Origin of the sequence: Clostridium pacaense (assembly GCF_020709765.2) — a bacterium.
Lineage (GTDB): Bacteria > Bacillota > Clostridia > Lachnospirales > Lachnospiraceae > Enterocloster > Enterocloster hominis.
The window spans coordinates 182,405-204,180 of sequence record NZ_JAJFEB020000004.1 but is presented as its reverse complement, the minus strand read 5'-3'; the positions used below and the strand labels follow the sequence as shown (position 1 = coordinate 204,180).

General features: G+C 49.8%; 23 protein-coding genes. 4 read left to right on the top strand and 19 right to left on the bottom strand.

The features are described from left to right. Nucleotides 1–54: 54 nt before the first annotated feature. The gene (locus LK536_RS39085; RefSeq protein WP_227795488.1) at nt 55–1,713 is read right to left on the bottom strand and encodes an amidohydrolase; all 1,659 of its coding nucleotides are present in this window, start codon (nt 1,711–1,713) and stop codon (nt 55–57) included. Between the two features lie 121 nt (nt 1,714–1,834). On the opposite strand from LK536_RS39085, the gene LK536_RS39080 reads away from it, so the two are divergent. Beyond that, nucleotides 1,835–3,397: a phospholipase D family protein gene (locus LK536_RS39080; protein ID WP_227795489.1), complete on the top strand. Its 1,563-nt coding sequence runs from the start codon at nt 1,835–1,837 to the stop codon at nt 3,395–3,397. A gap of 27 nt (nt 3,398–3,424) precedes the next feature. On the opposite strand, the gene LK536_RS39075 is transcribed toward LK536_RS39080, so the two are convergent. From LK536_RS39075 to LK536_RS39055, 5 genes are all read right to left on the bottom strand, one after another. Continuing rightward, nucleotides 3,425–3,928, bottom strand: coding sequence for a GNAT family N-acetyltransferase (locus tag LK536_RS39075; protein WP_025486660.1), 504 nt, complete (start codon nt 3,926–3,928; stop codon nt 3,425–3,427). A 1-nt stretch (nt 3,929) separates the two neighbouring features. Further along, nucleotides 3,930–5,321, bottom strand: coding sequence for an MATE family efflux transporter (locus LK536_RS39070; protein WP_227795490.1), 1,392 nt, complete (start codon nt 5,319–5,321; stop codon nt 3,930–3,932). Continuing rightward, a complete protein-coding gene (pepF, locus tag LK536_RS39065) occupies nt 5,318–7,102 on the bottom strand; it encodes an oligoendopeptidase F (protein ID WP_227795491.1) in 1,785 nt (594 codons plus the stop codon). The genes LK536_RS39070 and pepF overlap by 4 nt, the downstream gene beginning before the upstream one ends. An 87-nt stretch (nt 7,103–7,189) precedes the next feature. After that, the gene (locus LK536_RS39060; protein WP_051400699.1) at nt 7,190–7,906 is read right to left on the bottom strand and encodes an LrgB family protein; all 717 of its coding nucleotides are present in this window, start codon (nt 7,904–7,906) and stop codon (nt 7,190–7,192) included. Continuing rightward, nucleotides 7,903–8,283, bottom strand: coding sequence for a CidA/LrgA family protein (locus LK536_RS39055; protein ID WP_227795492.1), 381 nt, complete (start codon nt 8,281–8,283; stop codon nt 7,903–7,905). Before LK536_RS39055 ends, LK536_RS39060 begins: the two co-directional genes overlap by 4 nt. A gap of 101 nt (nt 8,284–8,384) precedes the next feature. On the opposite strand from LK536_RS39055, the gene LK536_RS39050 reads away from it, so the two are divergent. Continuing rightward, a complete protein-coding gene (locus tag LK536_RS39050; RefSeq protein ID WP_506092112.1) occupies nt 8,385–9,464 on the top strand; it encodes a GNAT family N-acetyltransferase in 1,080 nt (359 codons plus the stop codon). Nucleotides 9,465–9,490: 26 nt separating this feature from the next. Here LK536_RS39050 and LK536_RS39045 read toward each other — a convergent pair whose 3' ends face one another. After that, the gene (locus LK536_RS39045; RefSeq protein ID WP_040380704.1) at nt 9,491–10,204 is read right to left on the bottom strand and encodes a GTP pyrophosphokinase; all 714 of its coding nucleotides are present in this window, start codon (nt 10,202–10,204) and stop codon (nt 9,491–9,493) included. Nucleotides 10,205–10,345: 141 nt separating this feature from the next. Next, nucleotides 10,346–11,182: an Mrp/NBP35 family ATP-binding protein gene (locus LK536_RS39040; RefSeq protein WP_008717589.1), complete on the bottom strand. Its 837-nt coding sequence runs from the start codon at nt 11,180–11,182 to the stop codon at nt 10,346–10,348. Nucleotides 11,183–11,490: 308 nt separating this feature from the next. Between LK536_RS39040 and LK536_RS39035 the strand changes: the two genes are divergently transcribed. Further along, on the top strand, nt 11,491–12,033 hold the full coding sequence (locus LK536_RS39035; protein ID WP_025486652.1) for a hypothetical protein: 543 nt from the start codon (nt 11,491–11,493) through the stop codon (nt 12,031–12,033). 182 nt (nt 12,034–12,215) lie between these two features. Continuing rightward, nucleotides 12,216–13,076, top strand: coding sequence for a Nif3-like dinuclear metal center hexameric protein (locus tag LK536_RS39030; RefSeq protein ID WP_227795494.1), 861 nt, complete (start codon nt 12,216–12,218; stop codon nt 13,074–13,076). On the opposite strand, the gene LK536_RS39025 is transcribed toward LK536_RS39030, so the two are convergent. From LK536_RS39025 to LK536_RS38975, 11 genes are all read right to left on the bottom strand, one after another. Further along, nucleotides 13,071–14,303, bottom strand: a complete 1,233-nt coding sequence (locus LK536_RS39025) for an NAD(P)/FAD-dependent oxidoreductase (RefSeq protein WP_227795495.1) — start codon at nt 14,301–14,303, stop codon at nt 13,071–13,073. The two genes, LK536_RS39030 and LK536_RS39025, sit on opposite strands and share 6 nt — an antisense overlap. Continuing rightward, entirely contained in the window at nt 14,300–14,752 is a 453-nt protein-coding gene (locus LK536_RS39020) for a 4Fe-4S dicluster domain-containing protein (protein WP_008717597.1), read from the bottom strand. Before LK536_RS39020 ends, LK536_RS39025 begins: the two co-directional genes overlap by 4 nt. A gap of 11 nt (nt 14,753–14,763) precedes the next feature. Then, nucleotides 14,764–16,647 carry an anaerobic carbon-monoxide dehydrogenase catalytic subunit gene (cooS, locus tag LK536_RS39015; protein ID WP_227795496.1) on the bottom strand — a complete coding sequence of 628 codons (1,884 nt, stop codon included), beginning with the start codon at nt 16,645–16,647 and terminating at the stop codon, nt 14,764–14,766. A gap of 146 nt (nt 16,648–16,793) precedes the next feature. Beyond that, on the bottom strand, nt 16,794–17,195 hold the full coding sequence (locus LK536_RS39010; protein ID WP_130789815.1) for an RrF2 family transcriptional regulator: 402 nt from the start codon (nt 17,193–17,195) through the stop codon (nt 16,794–16,796). A 138-nt stretch (nt 17,196–17,333) separates the two neighbouring features. Further along, entirely contained in the window at nt 17,334–18,071 is a 738-nt protein-coding gene (locus tag LK536_RS39005) for a nitroreductase family protein (RefSeq protein ID WP_506092124.1), read from the bottom strand. A gap of 284 nt (nt 18,072–18,355) precedes the next feature. Then, nucleotides 18,356–18,637 (bottom strand): dihydrofolate reductase family protein, encoded by a 282-nt coding sequence (locus LK536_RS39000; RefSeq protein WP_506092123.1) that lies wholly within the window; start codon nt 18,635–18,637, stop codon nt 18,356–18,358. A 183-nt stretch (nt 18,638–18,820) separates the two neighbouring features. Further along, a complete protein-coding gene (locus LK536_RS38995) occupies nt 18,821–19,039 on the bottom strand; it encodes a hypothetical protein (RefSeq protein WP_506092111.1) in 219 nt (72 codons plus the stop codon). After that, nucleotides 19,005–19,409, bottom strand: coding sequence for a GNAT family N-acetyltransferase (locus tag LK536_RS38990; RefSeq protein ID WP_025486646.1), 405 nt, complete (start codon nt 19,407–19,409; stop codon nt 19,005–19,007). Before LK536_RS38990 ends, LK536_RS38995 begins: the two co-directional genes overlap by 35 nt. A gap of 48 nt (nt 19,410–19,457) precedes the next feature. Beyond that, a complete protein-coding gene (locus LK536_RS38985; protein ID WP_025486645.1) occupies nt 19,458–19,967 on the bottom strand; it encodes a GNAT family N-acetyltransferase in 510 nt (169 codons plus the stop codon). A gap of 304 nt (nt 19,968–20,271) precedes the next feature. Beyond that, nucleotides 20,272–21,279 (bottom strand): PDDEXK nuclease domain-containing protein, encoded by a 1,008-nt coding sequence (locus LK536_RS38980; RefSeq protein WP_227795498.1) that lies wholly within the window; start codon nt 21,277–21,279, stop codon nt 20,272–20,274. Nucleotides 21,280–21,600: 321 nt separating this feature from the next. Then, nucleotides 21,601–21,738 (bottom strand): hypothetical protein, encoded by a 138-nt coding sequence (locus tag LK536_RS38975; RefSeq protein ID WP_165443070.1) that lies wholly within the window; start codon nt 21,736–21,738, stop codon nt 21,601–21,603. Nucleotides 21,739–21,776: the final 38 nt, after the last annotated feature.

The window sequence follows — 21,776 nt, the reverse complement described above, 5'->3', positions numbered from 1 at the left end:
CGCCGGGTCCCCCAACCCTGGCGGCATCCTGCATTCTGTGATAATCACGCCATGTCATTCTGCATGCCCATCCATCCCCTGCATCTGCCTCTTCCATATCAGCCTGTCCTCCTTGATTGTAGCCAATACCCGGATATCCCTTATGGCCTCCGGATCCACGGACATGGGATTCCTGTCAAGGATTACAAAATCAGCCACTTTCCCATTGACAATGGAGCCTTTTTCATTTTCCTCAAAATACTGATACGCTCCGTTTATGGTCAGGGCCTTTAATGCTTCCCATACAGGCAGGCATTCCTCCCTGCCAAGGACCATGCCGCCCTTTGTCTCCCTGTTCACGGCGCACCAGAGGGTTTCCAGCATATCCGGGCGGATGACCGGGCTGTCCTGATGCAGGGTAAATAGGATTCCCTCCTTCAAGGCCAATCCTGCCGGGCTTATATGGCTGGCCCTTTTGATGCCGAAATTGCGGACATGCACATCGCCCCAGTGATACACATGGGCCAGGAAAAATGAAGGGATTACCTTTAATTCCTTTACCTTGGGAAGCTGGTCCGGCGAAAGGAGCTGCGCGTGGATCATGACGGGACGGATATCCCCTGGATAAGATGTATTGCCCTTCTTCTCCCCCAAAATCCTGTACGCGGCCTCCAGCTGGTTCAAATACTGTCCGCAGGCCATGTCGCCGTTACAGTGGGCCAGCAGCTGCATGTCATCCTGTTCTGCTTTCATGATACCGGCTAATACCTCCTCATCGGAAAGCGTGCCGTATCCTTTATAATCAGCCGGCTGGTTCCATCCCTCTACCTGCTCATAGGGTTCCCGCATCCAGGCTGTCCTGCCCTGTGGGGAGCCGTCCAGGAACATTTTATAGCCGCCAAGTTTTATATGGTTCCTGTAGCATTTTACATAATCCTTCATCGCTTCCGCCACCGCATCGCTTTCCCGGATATCGGCATATGCCACCAGGTCCAGTTTCAGCAGGCCGGCCCCCTCCAGCATCCGGTACAGGGGCAGAAGCTTTGCAGGCAGCATTCCTTCCTGGACCGTGGTGATGCCGTTGGATGCATACAGCTCCTGGGCGCGGCCATAAGCCTTCAGGAACTCCTCGGGCGACGGCATGGGAACCTTGTCCTGGTACTCCAGGAATGCCCTTTCCTCCATATATCCGGTGGGAATCCCATCCTCCTTTTCAATAAGGCCGCCCTGGGGGGACCGGGTCTGTGCATCCACTTCCAGCTGGTTTAATGCCATGGTGTTGAATACGCCCATATGGCCTGACTGATGCTTTACAATCAACGGGTTCCTGGGACTTGCCTTGTCCAGCACCTTCCTCCTTGGATGGGTTCCTTCCCCTAGGCTGTTGTGGTCATATCCTGCCGCCTGGATCCACCTGCCTTCCGGTATCTTCTGCTCCCTTATAAATGCCTGGATACACTGGATGATTTCCTCAAAATCCCGGGCATGGCTTAAATCCACCTCCATGGTCTGGCTGGCGCAGGCCGTAAAATGGCTGTGGGGGTCAATGAATCCGGGCAGCATCACATTTCCCTGTAAATCTGCCATCTGGACTCCCGGCTGCGCCATCTCCTTCAAAGATTGGTAGTCCCCGACGCCAAGAATCCTCCCATTCCCAGTGAGTACCGCACCCACACACGGCTTTTGGTCCTCCATGGTCAGTATGGTCCCGTTATGATAAAGTGTCTGTCCCATATACTGCTCTCCCTTCCCAATCATGTGTTTTAAATGATTTGACTTTCTTATCCATTCTTAGTATATTACCCTATAGATTGATTCCCATTTGTTTAAAGTATGCTCACAAAAGGAGTTCCTTATGATTGTCAAATGGATTAAAAAACACAGGGTCCTGACCGTCCTGCTATTTGTATTCCTTTATCTGGTCATCGGCGCAACCGCGCCCTTTTATCATTATAAACCGGTTTCCGGGATAACGAAAGCCAATACTTCTGCCTCAGACTTCTATCAGGATGGAACCGGCTGTGACAGGGCCATGATCCTGGAGACGAACCAAAGCGCATGGGATGAAAGGATGTGCCTCATGAGCCTGGCAAAGGAACGGATCATACTGTCCACCTTTGATTTCAGGGACGGCGAAAGTCCCAGGGACATCATGGCAGTCATGCTCCATAAGGCAGACCAGGGGGTGAAGGTCCAGATTCTGGTGGATGGGTTCTCCGGGCTGGTGCGCATGGAACGGAACAGCTATTTTTACGCACTTTCCAGTCATCCCAATATAGAGATTAAGATTTATAATAAATTGAACCTGCTTCTGCCCTGGAAGACCCAGGGCAGGATGCACGACAAATACGTGATTGCCGACGACTACGGCTATATCCTTGGGGGCCGCAATACCTTTGACTACTTCATCGGCTCCTATCCCACCAATTCCCGCAGCCATGACCGTGAGGTCCTGGTCTATAACACGGCCCACGGCACGGCCGGGACCAGCCAAAGTTCCCTGAACCAGGTGGAGGCTTACTTTAACCAGGTGTGGGATCTGGATGTATGCTCACTGTTCCATGATGATGAAACGCTGGCTGAAAAGGATTCTGTTCAAAAGGCAGCCGGGGTTTTAAGGGACAGGTATGATATGCTGGCAAAGGAAAATCCGGAACTGTTTGGCTGGGAAATGGAAAAATCAGCATCCTGTGGAACACCGGGTCAGCCCTCCTGCCCCGCCCTGCCCATTGATCCGGACATCAATGATGATGACCAGGAGATACCGGCCTCCATCAAGCCAGCTCCTCTTGCCTATTATGAGGAACACACGGTTCCCGCCGGGAAGATTACCCTTGTGTCCAATCCCACGGACATTTACGCAAAGGAACCAGTGGTTTTCTACACCATGACGGAATTGATGAAAAGCGCCAGGGAACAGGTTGTGATCCACACCCCCTATGCCGTATTCAACAGGCACATGTACGACGCCCTGACAGAGGTAACGGCCCATGTCCCGGTAACCATGATGATTAATTCAGTTGAAAACGGAGACAACTTCTTTGCCTCCAGCGATTATCCAAGACATAAAAAGTCATTCATCCAAACCGGTATGGAAATCCTGGAATATGACGGCGGCCTTTCCTACCACGGCAAATCCCTTCTCATTGACCATGAACTGTGCGCCGTGGGATCCTATAATTTTGACCTGCGCAGTACCTATATGGACACGGAACTGATGCTGGTCATCCAAAGTCCCGAGCTTACATCCCAGCTGGAGGAATATATGGATTCCTATCAGGCCGACTGCAGGAGGCTCCTGCCGGACGGCACCTATGACATACCGGAACACATCACGGTTGCTTATGTCCCGTTTTATAAAAGGGCGGCATGGAAGGTGGTCGGGTTCGTGATGCAGCCCTTCCGTTTTTTGATATGAATGGAACATGGATGCACAACACCGGGCTTATTTCAGCTTCCCATAAATGCAAAGATCATAAACCCGTCCTTCTTTTACAACTGCATTCTTCAGTATTCCCTCCAGCAAAAACCCGTTCTTCTCCAGTACCCGGCGTGAACCGCTGTTGGGTTCATAGACCAGCCCGGTAATACGGATGATATCCAATGAGGAAAATGCGATATCACATATCTGTCCCACTGCTTCGGTCATGATTCCCTGTGACCATTTTTCCGTAATGAGCAGATATCCGATTTCCGCATCCTTCCCATAAACATCTGATTTCTGTTCAACGGAAATATTCCCCACAATCATCCCATCCACTGAGACAGAGCGGAAAATGCCGTCTTTCCCATCGTGTCCCTCCACCATCTTAAGCCACCAGTCTGCATCCGCCTCCGTATAGGGAAACGGAAGGCGGCCGGTCAGATAGCTCCGGTCAGCCGCATTACATATTGCCATAAGGCTTTCCTTGTCATTGACAGTCCATTTTCTTAATTCAATCTTCCCCATCCTATATCACCCTCCTATCCTTCCACTTCCCTGTCATATACCGGCTAAAGGAAATCACATAGTTGGCAATCCAGCCCATGGGCACCGCATACCATACAGCCGCAACGCCCCACACAGGAGCAAAATGGAAGGCTGCGTAGACACGTATCCCTAAGTTGACCAGGTTGGCAATGGTGAATACCAGCACGTCGCCGGAACCGCGCAGCACGCCGTCCGTCACTGCCTTTAGCCCAATGAACAGGAAGAAGTATGCGATGAAGGACAGATATCCCGTGCCTGCGGCATATGCCTCCGGGCTCATGTCCCCGCCCAGGAAGGAGGCAATCACCGGGCCGTTGAACAGGGATACCACCACCGCAATCACGACGGCAAACCCCAATATGATCCGGTAGCTTGCACGGTAGCCTTTCCTTACACGCTCCAGCTTTCCCGCGCCAATGTTCTGTGCCGTGAAGGTTGACACGGCATTGCCCGTGGCAATCATGGGCACCACGCAGATGGATTCAATCCGGCTTCCGGCGGAGTATCCGGCCAGGGCGGCGGAGCCGAATCCATTGACAACCGACTGTACCAGCAGCATTCCGATGGAGACAATGGACTGCTGCAGGATGGACGGCACCGCAATCCTGGTACCTGAACCCAGCATGGCCCTGTCATAGAACCGGAAAACATCCTCCCGTGAACGTTCATAGCCCTTCAGCTTCTTTAACAGCAGGCTGAAGGAAATCAGCGCGGAGATTCCCTGGGCCATGACCGTGGCAATGGCAACGCCGTCCACGCCCATGCCCAACCATGTGACGGAGATGATATCCAGGACCACGTTCAGGATGGAGGAAAATATCAAAAGATACAGGGGCGTCCTGGAATCACCCAGGGCATTGAATATGGCTGCCAGCACATTATACATGAACAGGAACGGCAGTCCCAGGAAATAAATCCCCAGGTACAGCCTGGCCTGTCCCATTATGTTTTCCGGCGTATTGAGGGCTGTCAGGATTGTCCCGTTCATGGCAAATCCCACGCCCAACAACACCAGGCTTACGGCCAGGAAGGTGATAAGGGCAGTGGAAATGGATGTCTTCATCTTTCCATGCTGCCTGGCGCCCAGATACTGGGATGTCAGCACCGAGGCCCCGTTTCCGCCTCCAATGGCAATCATGATGAACACATTGGTCAGGGCATAGGATGCACCCACTGCCGCCAGTGCATCCTCACCCACGAAGTTGCCCACAATCATGGAATCCGCCATATTGTAAAACTGCTGGAACAGGTTGCCCAGGATCATGGGAAATGCAAACATCAGCAGGCTCTTCCCCGGACTCCCTTCCGTCAGGTCAACCTGTTTCTTTAACTGACGCCCTGAGGCGTTTTCACTTACCGTATCCTGACTCATCTCAATCCCTCAAATTCATCCAGAAGTTCCCCAAAGAATGCCAGCGCCTCATCCACCGGCCTGGTGGTGGACATATCCACGCCGCACAGCTTTAACAGTTCGATGGGCGTCATGGAACAGCCGCCGCTTAAGAATTTCTTATAGCCCTCCAGCGCGCCCTCTTCCCCCTTCATGATCCGGCTGCTGATTGCCACTGCCGCGGAAAACCCGGTGGCATACTGGTACACATAAAATGGGGTATAGAAGTGGGGTATCCTCTCCCATTCATAGTCAATCTGGGCATCCACCTTCATTTCCGGCCCAAAGTAGTCCACATTCAGCTGGCGGTACATCCGGCAGAGGCTCTGCGCTGTCAGGCTTTCCCCTGCGGCCCCTTTCTTATGGGCCATGTCCTCGAACTCAGCAAACATGGTCTGGCGGAACAGGGTCCCCCTAAAGCTTTCCAGGAAATGATTCAGCAGATATGCCTTTTCCTCCCTGCTCCCCGCCTTTTTAAGCAGATGGCGGATTAAAAGCGCCTCATTGCAGGTGGAAGCCACTTCCGCCACAAATATCTTATATCCGGCATAGGTAAACGGCTGGTTCTTATCGGAATACCAGCTGTGGATGGAGTGTCCCATCTCATGGGCCAGCGTAAACACGTCGTTGAGCGTGCCGTGGAAGTTAAGGAGCACGTAAGGGTGGCTGCCATAGGTTCCCCAGGAATACGCCCCGCTCCTTTTTCCTTCATTTTCATACACATCAATCCAGCGGCTGTCAAAGCCTTCCTGGAGGATGGACAGGTATTCCTCACCCAGGGGCGCCAGGCCTTCCTTCACAATGGCCCTGGCCTCCTCATAGGTATAGCGGCGGTCATATTCCGCCACCATGGGCACGTACAGGTCATACATATGAAGCTCATCCACGCCCAGCAGCTTCTTTCGCACCCCGGCATAGCGGTGGAGCTTTGGAAGGTTATCCCGGACCGCCCGGACAAGGTTATCATAGACCAGTTCCGGGACCTCATTCCCAGCCAGGTAGTACTGTCTGCTAGATTCATACTTCTTCGCCCTTGCATAGAACACGGCCTGCTTGATATTGGTGGAAAATGCAGCCGCCAGGGTGTTGGAGTACTGGGCATATACGCTGTAAAGCCCTTCAAAGGCATCCTTCCTGATCCTGCGGTCCTGGTTCTCCATCAGGGAAATGTAGTTGCCGTGGGTTATCTGCACAGCCTCCCCGTTCTCCCCTGTGATTACAGGGAACTTCACATCCGCATTGTTGAACATGGTAAATATCTGGCTGGCCCCCTGGGTGGCATCATAGGACTGGGCCAGCAGCTCCTCCATCTCCCCGGAAAGGGTATGCTCCCTTTTATTAAGCACCATCTCCAGCGCACGCTTAAAATGGCTGATTCCATTGTCCGCCTTCATGTATGCATCCAGCTTTTCCTCTGGCATGGAAAGGATTTCCGGCACAATATAGGAGGAGTACTCAGACGCCTTATAGGACAGGGACTGGGCCCTGGAAAACATATCCTGGTATTTCTGGTCTGCGGTATCCTGGTCGGAGCGCATCCTGGAATATACATAGAGAAGTTCCGTCTCCCTTGATATCTCATCATCAAACTTCAGGCACGCGTACAGCGTATCCGCGGATTCATCCAGTCTTCCCTTGTAATCTGCATACTGCTTTACCTTGGAGGACGCCTCCTCAAACAACTGCTCCCACCGGCTGTCGCTGGCAACCATATCCTCCAATTTCCATGTGTCCTTGATTTCCACTTCACTGCGCTTCTTCATGCGGCCACGCTCCCTTCTTACCTAATGTGTGTTTAACTGTTTCCCTGGTTATCTTTTACATTACCTTCCATACGTAATCTTCCATTATTATTTTATAAGATTCGCCGCCAGCGGCACCACAATCACGGTCATCAGACCTGCCACTGCAATGGAAAGGCTGCTCATGGCGCCTTCGATTTCTCCCAGTTCCAGGGCCTTGGCTGTCCCCACCGCATGGGCGCTGGTTCCAAGGGCCAGCCCCTTTGCCACCGGATGATGTATCCTGGCCAGCCTTAATATGGATTCCCCGGCCATATTGCCCAGGACCCCGGTGAGCACGATACTCATGACTGTCAGGGTCACGATGCCTCCTGCCTCCTGGCTGACCCCCATACCGATTGCAGTGGTAATGGACTTTGGCAGCAGGGTCACATAGTGGGTATGGGTCAGTCCCAGGACCCGGCACAGCAGGAAAACACTGACCGCGCTGGTGACCACCCCGGCCGTGATTCCAAGGATAACCGCATCCCCATGCTGTTTCAGCAGATGCAGCTGCTTATATAGCGGGATTGCAAGGCATACGGTGGCCGGAGTCAGAAGCCAGCTCAGATAGGATGCACCCTTATTATATGTTTCATAATCCATTCCTACTCCAAATATACAGGCAATGATCAGTGCGGCGGATACCAGCAGCGGATTCAGGATTGCCAGTCCGGTCCTTTTCTTCAGCCAGCAGGCAAACAGATAGGCCCCGATGCTGAGGACCAGGCCAAAATACTGGGACTGTTCTAATATTAGACGGATACTATCCCTTATGCTGCTCATGCTGCATTTCCTCCTTTGGCTTCCTGCTTTGCTTCCCTGCGCCCCATGACCCACTGGGCCATCCGTCCGGTCACGATCATGACCAGTATAGTGCTGACTGCTATGATTACAAGGAAGGGGAGAAGCACGGCCCTGACCTCGGCTATGGATTCCACAATCCCCACGGTGGCTGGTATGAACATCATGGTCATGGTGTCCATGAGGAAATTGCCGGTTCCCTCCACGCTTTCCAGTTTCACTGCCCCGCCCATAAGTGCTGCCAGCATGATAAACAGCCCATACACGCCTGCCGGGACAGGCAGGGGCAGCACCTGGTACAGGATCTCGCCAGCCATGGTAATGCCCAGAACAATTCCAATCTGTTTTACATATTTCATCTTTATGCCTTCCTTCTGATGCTTTTGCCGGAGAAATGTCGAATCTGCTCCGCACATGGCTTTTATTCTACCACCCGGTTTTTACAGATTCAACCCGTAGATTGAGAAATACACAAGAAATACAATCCTGCACCATTGCATTTTCCCCTCCCATCCCCTACAATAAGAAGATATCAGGCAACCGCATCCGCCTTCCGGCCAGACTGGAAAAAGAAAGGAAAAACGCCATGAAAATAATCCATACCCCATCATTATCCCAGGAACAGGCCAAAGACATACACGCCATCACCGGACTCTGCCGCCAGACAGACGGCACCGTCCTGTCCTGCCCGGAGGACGGGGATCATTTCTGGCTTTTATATGGGGACGGCAACCGTATGGATGCATTTTTCGCAGCCTATCAGATGGATGGTTCCTCCTGGGAATGCAGTGCATTTACCCGGCCGGACTGCCGTAATCAGGGGCATTTCCATGCGCTGCTGGAACAGGTGTGCAGGGACAGCCAGGAGGAAGGCGAACCTGACCTGTGCTTTGTCACGGACAACCGGTGCCCGGACACCCTTAAGACGCTCAGGCATCTGGATGCGGAATTCTTATATGATGAATACATGATGGAGGCAGACCTCTCCCAGGCAAGGGGCGGACTGCGGCTGCAGGACCTGGACTGCCTCTGTTCCGTCACCGCGGAACCCATAACGGAGGATGGGGAAATGTCCCTGGCCATGTGGATTTTCTCCGGATTGGATTCCTCCCTGGGGGGTTCCTCCGAATTGAATTCCTCCCTGGGGATTTCCACCGGATTGAATTCCTCCCTGGGGATTTCCACCGGATTGAATTCCTCCCTGGGGATTTCCGCAAATCAGGTTTCTTCTGACCGCACTTCCCCTGCTCCGGCCAAACCATGTCCCGCTCCCCATCCGGACCGTGACAGCCTTCCCGCGGGCGCCTGCCGGATTGCAGTCCATGGAACCGGCGCCTACCTCTATGGGCTGGAACTCCTTCCCCAACATCGCCAGAAGGGGCTGGGGACATGGTTTTTATATCACATCATGTCCATGCTGGCAGGACAGGGCTGCCAGTGCCTGCGCCTTCAGGTATCAGGAACCAACGCGCCAGCCCTTGGCCTCTACAGAAAAACAGGGTTCCGCATAACGGAAACCCTGTCCTATTTCTTATATTAGCTGCCTCTGGGGGCTGCCGCCCGTTATCAGTCCCTGCGTACCGTAACGCCCTGGGCCTCAATCCGCTTGCGTATCTCAAGCATCTTCTGGTCTGTCTCGGCAATTACGTTTGCGCACTTTCTGAGTTCTTCACTGATTTCTCCATTGTCGTCAATAAATGATTTCTTATACTTCAGCTGATGGTCCAAACTGGCCCAGAAATCCATGGCAATGGTGCGGATCTGCACCTCCACCCGGATCGGCTTCTTGCTGTCGGAGAAAAACACAGGAATCTCTATGATCATGTGGTAACTCCGGTAGCCGTTGGGCTTCGGGTTCTTAATATAGTCCTTGACCATGATCACGGTCACGTCATCCTGGCGCACCAGCATGTCGGCCACTTCATAGATATCATCCACAAAGGAGCAGATGATGCGGATTCCCGCAACATCATCCAGGTTCTTCTCCATTGAATCCAGCGAAACCTCAAACCCTCTGCGCTGAAGCTTCTCCACAATGCTTACGGGTTTCTTCACCCTGGACTTAATCATCTCAATGGGATTGCGCTGGTTCTTCACAGACAATTCATCATTGAGCACTTCCAGCTTTGTCTTCACTTCACGGATTGCGCAGGTATACCTCATCATTGCCTGCTGAAACTGACGCGCCTGGTTCACCCAGACTTCCGGTACCTGTACCAGATCCGGCACATTGACGATGGACTGATGAAGTTCGCTGTTGGGATTCATGTTAATGTTCATATTCATCGGTTCACCTCATTATCTGTTGCTATTTCATCTCATTCATCCTGCCTGATAGCCTCATGCGCCGCTGCATATGACGCCGCTGCGCATGAAACCACTGCGTACGATGCCGCTGCTCATGCTGCCGCATCATAGGCATCACATTGCCCCGACTATCTCCACTGCGTGTTCAAACCACGGCATATCCAGATACTCAACCTGTCCTGCATCCACCATCTGGGCAATCCTGGGGTCAATGGGAATCTGTGCAAGGACCTGTATGCCGTGCTCCTTTGCCACCTCTTCCACATGGCCTTCGCCGAATACGCTGATGCGCTTTTTGCAGTCAGGACATTCCAGGTAACTCATATTCTCAACGATTCCCACAATGGGGATATCCATCTTCTTGGCCATATTCACTGCCTTTGCAACAATCATGCTCACCAGCTCCTGGGGTGAAGTGACGATGATGATGCCATCCACGGGCAGTGACTGGAATACGGTCAGCGGGACATCGCCTGTCCCGGGAGGCATATCCACAAACATGTAATCAATGTCCTGCCACAGGGTTTCAGACCAGAACTGCTTAACAGCGCCCGCAATCACAGGCCCTCTCCAGATGACAGGATCCGTATCCTTATCAAGAAGCAAGTTGGCGGACATGATTTCCACACCTTCCATGGATCTGGCCGGCAGCATCAGCTTGCCGTCCGGCGAAGTCATGACGCCCTCATTGCCGATGCCGAATGCCATGGGGATGGACGGCCCCGTAATATCCGCGTCCAGGATTGCTGTCTTCTTACCCTTGCGGTTCATGCTGACAGCCATCATGGAAGTTACCAGGGACTTTCCCACCCCTCCTTTGCCGCTGACCACACCAATTACCTTCTTCACGGAGCTGGCTGGATTAAGCGCCTCCAGGAATTCACTTTTATCAACGGTACGGCTCTCGCAGTTGGCGCTGCAGGAACCGCAGTCGTGGTTACATTCACTCATTTTCGTTCTCCTTCCAATTCTTGTTGGGCTGTGCCTGCTAAAAAGTTTCAAACACAAACCATATCATGTACATTATAAAACCATTTGAAACTATTGTCCATTCTTTACTCAATAAAATATACATGAAAGTAAAAAAACCATACCTTTTCCTGTAATTTTTTTACAAAATTGTGAACTTTTAACAATATCCCCCCGTCTTCATTTACTTTTTTGTGCTTAAATGCTAATATAATAATAGAAATATGTGAAAATTCTGTGAACAGATATATTTTTCATGCCAACAGGCAAAAGGAGCGGAGGTGCGCCATATGAAGGCTTCTACACTGGGGATATTCCGCCGCAGTCCGGCTGCATATGAACTTTACGCTGAAAATAATCCGGAACTGACCAGGATCAAGGTGGCGGAACATTACGTACGCAATAAAGGAATGGTGGATTTCTACCGCCATACAACGAAAACTGCCATGACCGCCGCAATCCTGGTCATGGTTGCCACACTCGCCGCTTTATCAGGCATCGGTTTCAGGACCATCACCCATTCAACGGCAAACAGGTATGCATTTGAGTCCTCCCTGGACAATCTGGTGCAGGAGAATGCGTCCATTGAAGAGATACGCATGGTTGATTACAGCAATTATTATATTTACGTGGATGACTCTGTCTGGAATGGATTCACACAGTCAGAAAAGTCCGCTTACTGCCTGGCACTTGCGGATTCCTTAAATGACGCCTGCCATTCCTATCATATATTAGGAAGCAGGAAACAGGCCCAGGTCTTTTTCTATGATCCGGACGGGAACCTTCTAGCCCAGCCGTCGGAGGACAGCGGGGAACACACGGTTTTACAATAGGATTACACCTTAAAAAGCGCGGACCATGGTTTGGGTTCACAGGAAACCCATACCATGGCCCGCGCTTTTTCCTTTTCCCTCTTCCCCATGCGGATACCCTTCTTTTATTTTACAGGTTGCAGATGAACCTGCCTTGTGATAGAATAGGCAAAATAATCAAAAACCACCCAAGGAGGACGCTTATGGATTCACGCAGCCTGTACCGCAAACTGGAACTGGATTTTAATTTAAAGGACATGAAGGACGACTGGAGCTTCATGTCCCTTGATAATGATTTCATCTTCCCAGAATTTAAAAGCAGGTATATGGGACTGGTGGCTGATAATACAGAACAGATCCGGAAAGTTTATACAGCCACATTTCCCGACAGGGCAATCCTGGATGAGATTTTTAAAAGGAATGAGACGGATGTGCTGCTGTTCGCCCATCATGCAATGGGATATATTGCATCCGATGAGGGTTTTCCATTCCATGACATTCCCCTGGATTATCTTAGGGAAATGAAAAAGCGGCGGATTTCATTCTATATGCTGCACACGCCCCTGGACCAGTATGGTGAATATTCCACTTCTGTCAGTCTTGCGAAGGCGCTGGGCCTGCGGATTGTGGAACCCTTCTGCCAGTATGATGGACATACCCAGGTGGGTGTGATCTGCCAGACCGGAATGTCCTCCGTTCTGGAACTTAAGGACCTGGTGGCCCGCACGGTGGGGCATGACGCAAAGCTGTACCCATACGGGGAACCGTCCATCAAGGACGGCAGGGTAGCCATTGCCGCAGGCGGCGGAAGCTACCCATTTGTCATTACCGAACTTGCACAGAAGGATATCCACTGCTATATCACCGGCTTCACCAAGCCCCTGCCCCACTTTGAGCCGACCCTGGAATTCCACAGGCTGGCCGGGAACCATGGGGTCAACGTCATCGGGGCAACCCACTATTCCACGGAAAAGTTTGCCTGCATGGCCATGACCGGATATTTTTCCAAGGCCGGGGTTCCGGCTGAATTCCTGGAAGGGACCTGGTATCTGGAGGACTTATAGGCAGTTCCAGGCATATTTGCCGTCCGTCTTGTCAAACCCGTAAAAGTCCGCAAAGGAAAGGCGGAAAATGTCCCGGCCGGTGACAGGCAGCTTTATCCGGTTCTTAATCAGGTACTGGTAGATACCGCTTCCCGATATGTCGCCTAACAGAAGGATGCTTTTGAGGATTCCATCCTCCACCAGGGCCTTCCTGTAATTGTGCCTGTCTTCCTCCGTGATGACCTGGGTGTTGTCACCCGCACAGTTGATATCGCCGATACAGAGGGCGGGCAGGCCAAAGAAATTCATGGTGTTCTTCATGGCATAGGTATCGTCATAAACCGTGGGGATGCCGCACATGTTCCTGGCCGCGGTCACTCCCTGCTTCATTGCATTGGGCCAGATCCCGGACAGGCCGCAGACATCCCCGGCCCCATAGACATGGGGAACCGTGGTTTCCATGTACTGGTTCACGGTTATGGCCCTTCCGGTCTCAATCTTGCAGTTTTCCAGGAAACGGATTTCCGGACGGACCCCTGCCGCCACTATGATGAAATCACATTCCAGCTCTTCCCCGCTGTCAAGGATCAGGGCCTGCACATTCCCGTCCGCATCCAGACGTGTTCCTGAGGCCTTGGCCGACAGCCGGAACCTGCATCCATGGGTTTCAAACAGTTTCTGGTATTCGGCTGCCGCCGGGGCATCCAGCTGCAGCGGAAGGATGCGGTCCGCCATCTCCACGATCACAGGGTTTATCCCCTGTTCCAGAAGCGCATAGGCGGCGTCCATGCCCACCAGGCCGGAACCTACGATGACAGCCTTTTTCCCAGGCCCTGCGGCATTTTTAACCGCCTCTGCGTCTGACAGGTCGCGGAACCCGAATACATTGTTTGCCTCCCTGAGCCCCGGCACGGGGGGAACCAGATAGTACGCCCCGCTGCATATCAAAAGCCTGTCATATGGTATCAATGTCCCATCGTCCAGTTCAACCGTTTCTTCATCACAGTGAAGCCCTGTCATGGCCTTACCTGCAATCCAGTCAATGCCCTGGGACTCAAAGAAACCCGGCGGCGCAAAGTCTATCTCCTCTGCCGTCCTCTGGCCTCCCAGATATTTGTGCAGCATACAGCGGGAATGGACTTTTTCATCTTTGGACACCAGGACAATCTGCCCTTCCCGGTCCAGCTGGCGCAGCGTCCTTGCCGCGCTGATCCCGGCTGCGCCGGCTCCTACAACCACATATCTCATGACTGCACCTCCTCTACCCAGATTGCCTTTTTGGGACATGCCTTGACGCAGCTTGGCTCACTGCCGCTGTCCTTGCAGAAATCGCACTTGATGATCCGGCTTTTAGTTGTGCTGTCCGGCTTCAGCACACCGAAGGGACAGTTCATCACACACATGAAACAGCCGGCACAGCGTTTTTCGTCATACTCAACAATCCCTGTTTCCGGGTTCTTACTTAATGCGCCGCTCATGCAGGAGTTTACACATTCCGGCTCATCACAGTGGCGGCAGAACACGGGACGGTAAGTGCCGTCCGGCTGCCGGTGGATGAAATTGCGGCTCTCATTGGACGGGTCCGCCAGATTAAGGTCATATATGCTGCCTTTATCCGCCCTGTGGGCATTCATACAGGCAAGTGTGCAGTTCAGGCAGCCATCGCACTTGCAGGCGTCAATCCATATTCGTTTCATAGCCACCCCTCCTATATATTCAGCGCTTTCCGTTTTTCTTCAATGATCTGTTCCAATATCCCCGCTGTTTCCACTGCATCGCTGTTCACAATGACCTGGCCTCCGGTAAGGGCCTTCATATCCTGTGTAAGGACCTTGGTCACCAGGCTGCTGCCTGTTATGAAGGGAGGAAGCCCCAGATGAAGGGGAAGCCCCAAAGCCAGGCCAAAGGCGCCGTCGGCCAGGGCCTGTTCTTCCAGCCACTGGGCGGCGGAGAGCACCAGGGGAAGCTGGGGGATATCCACCCCAAGGGCGGATGCAAGCTCGGTTGCCACCATCTCCAGCCTGCCGATGGCAAGACATGGCCCGAAGTTGAGCACCGGAGGAATCCCAAGGGACTGACAGACAGCCTTAAGCTTCGGTCCTGCAAGCTCTGCTGCCTCAGGCGTCATAAGGCCGCAGTTTTCCAGGCCCCCTGATGAACATCCTGCGGTAAGTACCAGGATGTCCCTGGCAATCAGTTCCTTTGTCAGGTCCACGGTCAGCACATCATGGCCTCCGGCTGTCAGGTTGGAGCATCCCACCACCCCTGCAATCCCCTTGATGTCGCCGGATGCAATCAGGTCAATGAGCGGTTTCCAGCTGTCCCCCAGGAACTTCTTCAGGGAAACCTCGCTGACACCGGTAATGGTATTCCGGTTGCCGTGGTCCTTAAGGAGGTTAAGGGACACGATGGTCCGGCGTTCCCTGTAAGAAGCCAGAACATCCTCTATGATTTCCCTGCTGATGCGTTCCCTGTCCTCAAACACAAATGGTTTCAGCTGGGCATTCTGCTTCTTAGCCACATCGTCCAGACAGATCTGCTTAATGTGCAGTGAATCACAGATAGGCTCAATTCCGGGAAGGGTGCAGTTAAATTCACTGAGCACCGCATCAATGGCCCCTGTGGCAAGCACGGCCTCGCTGGTGTAGTTGTTGCCTGCATGACCGCTGAATATATCCTGGTAATGCACGCCGCGCAGCTGTAAATCCTGGCCCACGCAGGTGCAGCCCACCAGGCGGAAGCCCTTTGCCCCGGCTGATCTGGCCAGTTCCTGGACCTCCGGCTTCTTAAGCTGTTCCTGAAGATGCACGAAAATGGAGTGCTGATGGCCTGTTATCATGATATTGATGTAATCCGGGTCAATGACCCCAAGTCCCACGGGGGCAGGCATGATTTCCGGTTCCCCCAGCATGACATCGTTGAGGAGATTGGTCAGCATAAGGCCGTATACCCCGGTGGATATGCCAAGCTTCAGGCAGTGGAGCAGCATGTCAACCGGGTCTGAATTCAGGTTGGTGGAGCATTTGACCACACCTGCGCAGACCTCGGATTTGGCCCCGCCGGGCAGGATGCCAAGCTCCTTCCACTTCTCAAGGCGCGGGCCGTAAGCCAGCTTCTGCTGCAGCTTCATGGGTACGTAATCCGGCAGGTATAAATCATCCAGCACGGCCTGCGCCACGGCGGCAGCCTCGGTGTGCGGGTCGCTTTCCGGAATCCCGAAGAGTCCGCACAGATGCTTCAACGCGTTCATCCCCTTTATCTCCCCCTTTGCCAGGGCGGTCTGTTTCAGGTTCAGGGCAGTGGTCTCAATCACATGGATATAACAGCCGGATCCGGATGCAACGGCGCGCAGGAAATTCCTTGCCACGATTACGTCTGCCGACGCGCCGCAGATGCCATGGGGCGCTTCCGGGGTGATACGGCAGGGACCGTTGGAGCAGAGGCGGCAGCAGACGCCCTGAAGCCCGAAGCCGCATTTGACGGACTGGCCCTCCACCCTGTGGTGGGATGTTTCCATCGGAAGTCCTGCTATGTATCCTTCCAATGGCTTATCTGCGCTTTTGCAGGTTGTACAGCTGTAACAATTGTTCATGGTAAATACCTCCTGTTGAAGTTTTGAATGGAACTGTGGGTTTGGATTAAAAAAATAAAATTATGTATATCATAAAGTGGACAAAAATAATCCACTTTCTAAACAAAAAATAAGGTTGGTATTAAAAAAGGATATGGAATTCCCGGTCAGCAAAACATCTCTGCCAGCGTCCTGTGCTTCAGCTCCCGCTCCAGGATTGCCTGTACCCTGGCCAGTTCGCAATGGACCGTGCAATTATGGCCGCTGCCATCTGCATACTCACAGCGGTACCCCTCCCTCAGACAGGGATTAAGGAAAAATTCCTCGTCGGTGGCGCGTATGACATCCAAAAGCGTAAGCACATCAAGGCTTTGTCCCAGGCTGCACCCGCCGCCTGCTCCCCTGCGGATAAGCACCAGCCCGGCTTTTTCCAGCTTCTTTAGTATCTTATAGGCAAACTGCCTCGGCACCTGCTCCTTCTGGCATATCTGCCCAATGGTCAGCTGCTCCCCGTCCTTCAGGGCGCGGATCATGCGCACCGCATAATCGGATTCTCTTGTTATCATCATGTTCATGCCGCCTTTATTGTTAAAGATATAACAATTCATATGTAATATTATACCAAAGTTGACAAAAATTATCAAGTATGAAAGTAACATTTATATAAAATGTTGCTTATCAGCCCGGCAGGTTGGAATCTATACAAATTATACAAATCTGTAGACTGCATTCAAAGTCCGGGGGGCATCACCGCCTTTGTCAACATAGATGCTTTTATTGTAACGTATGCCGTTCTTCTTAAGACATAATTCCAAAAAACACATGAAAATACCAATATCAATCCGATTGTAAAAAGACACCTTATCAGACGGCATGATTCCACGCTTACCAGCTTTTTTGTATCTGTAAACCGCCAAACCAACCGCATTGCATTCAACCATCCACGGCTGTGTGTTGCAGGAACTGGGAGCAAATCTTACAATGTCAGCCACATCAGCCAGCATATTTCCCGCCCATATATCCTCTGCGGTCCTGCGTTTGCTTTTGAACATGTTCTTTCGGAATTTTCTTTCATCATCAATTTTGGTAATGGCAATCATGATGACAAATTCCAGGCCATGGATTAAACCTTCTTCCGCTTTTCCAATCCCATACCATAAAGTGCCTATGTTTTTTGAAACCAGGTACAAATCCAACTGCCCGCCGATATATCCTATATTCTGAAGGTAATTGTCTTTCTTCTCGCTGTACAGCAGGATACAGTATTCCTGTCCCCGTTTACACGTTGTCTCATTTGCCGGCAGCACTTTTACCGCTGTTTTAATATCAGGACACAGCGGTGTCAATGACGGATATACTTCTTCAATTTCCCTTATTTCCTCCCAAGAAATTGATTCATCCCCAATATTCCTGAAAAGATGGAATGATTTTCTTTTGAAAATCATTTGATAAAGCATGTTTTCATCTATCATGTTTTCCTCATATATTCTCCCCTCGGTGGAACGGGAGTTTTATACTACATTATAATTTTCCAACCGGAATTACTCTTTGTCATAAACAAAATGTTAATTTTCTTTTTTCTTATCATATTCTAATGCTTCATACCCTCCCTGCAATTCCCGTAACAGTTCCTCTTCACTTGGCAGATATAGCTTATACTTTGAGGCAAAAATCTATGTTTCATTTTCTGGCAACGTATACCTGACTACAGATTCACTTTTATAGCCTTTCAAGCTGCCGTGTACTCCAATTTGATTTGATTGCCTCTTCTGTATAGAACTGACGGCATGTTCATTTTCCACACGCATCTTATCCCTTTTTCGTAAACTAATTCTGCAAACTGTCCATATTTTTTTACGGATTCCAACCGATAGCGCTTTAATTCCTCTTTTTGCGTAAACAAAGGAATCCCTGTCCCCAATAATACGGGTGCAGCCTGCATTATAATATGGTCAACCATGTTATTATTCAACAGAGGCCTCAATATCGTGTTGCCGCCGATAATCCAGATATTCTTGTCTTTGTCTATCTGTTTTACAAATTACGTTTGATAAAGTCAATCTAAATTATGGGCTTTGTCAGCAAGATATCCATCCATCGTAATACAGCCATAAAAATATATGCTCATATCTAATGCTCCAATCATCTCCAAATTAAATATTATACTTCTTCAACCTCATTAACCTTAACAATTTCATCTATTATTTCTTTCGATTGCTGATGATAACCTCCTTTTCCCTATAAAAAGGCCAGCAAACCAACCACCAATACCTCCTACGGCAAGCAATCCATATGGTGCAGACATGGCAGGCTTTATTTTTCCGGCATTCCCATGGTCCTTTACTCCTCCTCGGAACAAGGCATAGTCAACCGTTTTTCTAAAAATAGCAGACCATGATATATTCTTCCTCATTCTCATCAACAATTTCAAATCCCACTTTTTTGTATAATTTCACGGCATAGTTTTCCTTTTGTACAGCAAGTGATGCCTGTTGATATCCTCTTCGTTTTAATATACAAAGCATTTCCTGCATTAAAGCAGTACCGATTCCCCATCCCCGATACTCTTTATACAGGGAAATGGCAAAGGAAGGTGTCGCATCATCTATATGTCCGTAATCGTTCATAATACGGACCCAGACAGCGCCGACTACTTTTGTGCCAACTTCTGCCACCAAAGCAATGTCGTCTTTTTTCTTCCCAAAATCCGTTACATATACCTGTAGCTCAAGCTGTTCGATGATTGATCTCAGCGGAGCGGGTACACCGATAATGTAGTTCATGGATACCTCCACATAAGTCTGTTCTGACAGTTCAGCAGACCGGACTCGTCAGCGATATACGATATAGCGGTAATGCGGCATATCGACACCTTTATAATATTTTGTCCATGTGTCCGTCATTGTCATACCGTTCCTTATGGCTACATTTTGAGATGCAACATTGGTATCTCTGATAATAGAGCAGACTTCATCCGCTTTTAATATTTCAAACGCATACTTTTTACAGGCCTTTGCCGCTTCGGAAGCATACCCTTTATGCCAGTATAGCCGTTCAAAAAGATAACCGATTTCAAGCACTTCCTCATCTTTCCACTGCTGCATCGTAAGTCCACATTGACCAATCATTTCATCCGTCTGTTTAAGGATGACTGCCCATAATCCAAAGTTCCATTTTTGATAACGGAAAATTTGTCTATCCAACCATTCCTGCACTTCAGTATCACTAAACGCTCCTTCGTAAGCGTACATAGTTTCCTCATCCTGTAATATCTTGCATAAAGATTTGAAATCAGACTGATTCATCTCTCGTAAATACAACCTCTCCGTTTCAAATATCATATCATCCCTCAAATTTCAAATTTTCAGCTAGTGCTCCATCCAGTTTACTATAGTTTAGACAAAGCGTCCATATCAAGTGTCTTTTTCAACCTGCTTTTTCGGTCTCAAGTAAGCTAACGGCAGCCTTTTGTTCCGTGGTATAGGTTTTTCCAAATCGTATGACTTTTACCAAAAAGTAAGGGTTTTGCCCCGTAGTATCATTTTACTGATAACCACATGGCAAAAGTATTTCCATTACATAATGGTGGGGTAAATTTCTTCGTCAATTTTACCCATCTTACATTACACTTTCTTTAAAGTAAAGTTATTTTGATTTTTCTTTATCATATTCCAATGCTCTGTACTCTCTTTGCAATTCCTGTGACAGCTCTTCTTCGCTTGGAAGGTATAGATTATACTTTGACGCAAAAATCTGTGTTTCATTTTCTGGCAATGTATACTTTACTACAGATTCACTTTTATCCGCACAAAGTACAATTCCTATCGGTGGATTATCCCCCTCATTCATCAATTCACGTTCGTAATAATGGACATACATCTGCATTTGCCCCAAATCCTGATGTGTCAAATCTCCGATTTTTAAATCAATTAATACAAAACATTTCAAAATATAATTATAAAAAACAAGATCTATTCGGAAATGCCGGCCATCAAATGTAATCCTCTTCTGTCTGGCAACAAAAGAAAATCCTCTCCCCAATTCTAAGAGAAACTTTTGCAAATGCGTTATCAACGCTTCTTCAAGATCACTCTCATAAAAATCGTCTTTTGGATTCAATCCCAGAAACTCTAATACGTATGGATCGCGGATAATATCCTCTGGTACTTTTGCAGCCTCCAATTTCTGGATTTCTTCCGAAACTTTTTCTTTATTTTGGCTGGATAACAGCCTTTCATAAAAGAAAGAATTAATTTGCCTTTCCAACTGCCGTGTACTCCAATTTGACTTTATTGCCTCCTCTATATAGAACTGGCGCGCGTTTTTATTTTCCACACGCATAAGCAAGCGATAATGTGTCCAACTCAATTCGCTACGCAGTGCGTAGCTTTTTGGAAATGTAAGATAAAACTGGCGCATATTTTTAAGATTTGCAACTGTGAATCCCTTTCCAAAATCTGTAGTCATCTGTTTAGATAGTTCCGCTATTAGGCGGACTCCATATTCCGCCTTTTCCTCACCGCCCTGCTGTTCTACGATACTTTTCCCTATATTCCAGTACGCTTCCACCATCGCAAAGTTTGCAGTTTGATATACCTTGTTTCTGGCTTCAGAAAGAATTCTTTTAATCTGCTCATAAAATTGTTGTTCCACGGCTCCTCCTTCTTTCAATTACTGTTGTGAAAATAATATCATAATTTTATACACTCATCCAAACTTTATATAGGCAAGTGATATCTCCATTTCAATATCATCTAGTTTTTCCCATAGTATTTTTTTATAAAACTTTTTTGAGAGTTTCCAGATTTTATGTGAATGAAACGTACAAATAATAAATTCCTGCAATCTGTCCGCAGATGGACAACAGGGAGCTTTCAAAAAAATTCGACGGAGGCGATGCTTCAAAGCGGCGACTGGTCGTCACAAGGGCAAAACTTTCGCAGATGGTTTCATCAGGCCAAACCTGTTCCCCATCTAATCCTTTGCCCAGAATGCAACGCTATCCATGCGCATCCAAAGGGGCTGCCCTGCGCCGTCATCCCCATACATATTCTCTATGATACAATCCAGGTCATACTGCCCATCCCGATAATGGGCCTTCCAATGTTCCATGGCAATCAGCCGCTCCTTTTAAGGGCAGGAATGAATCC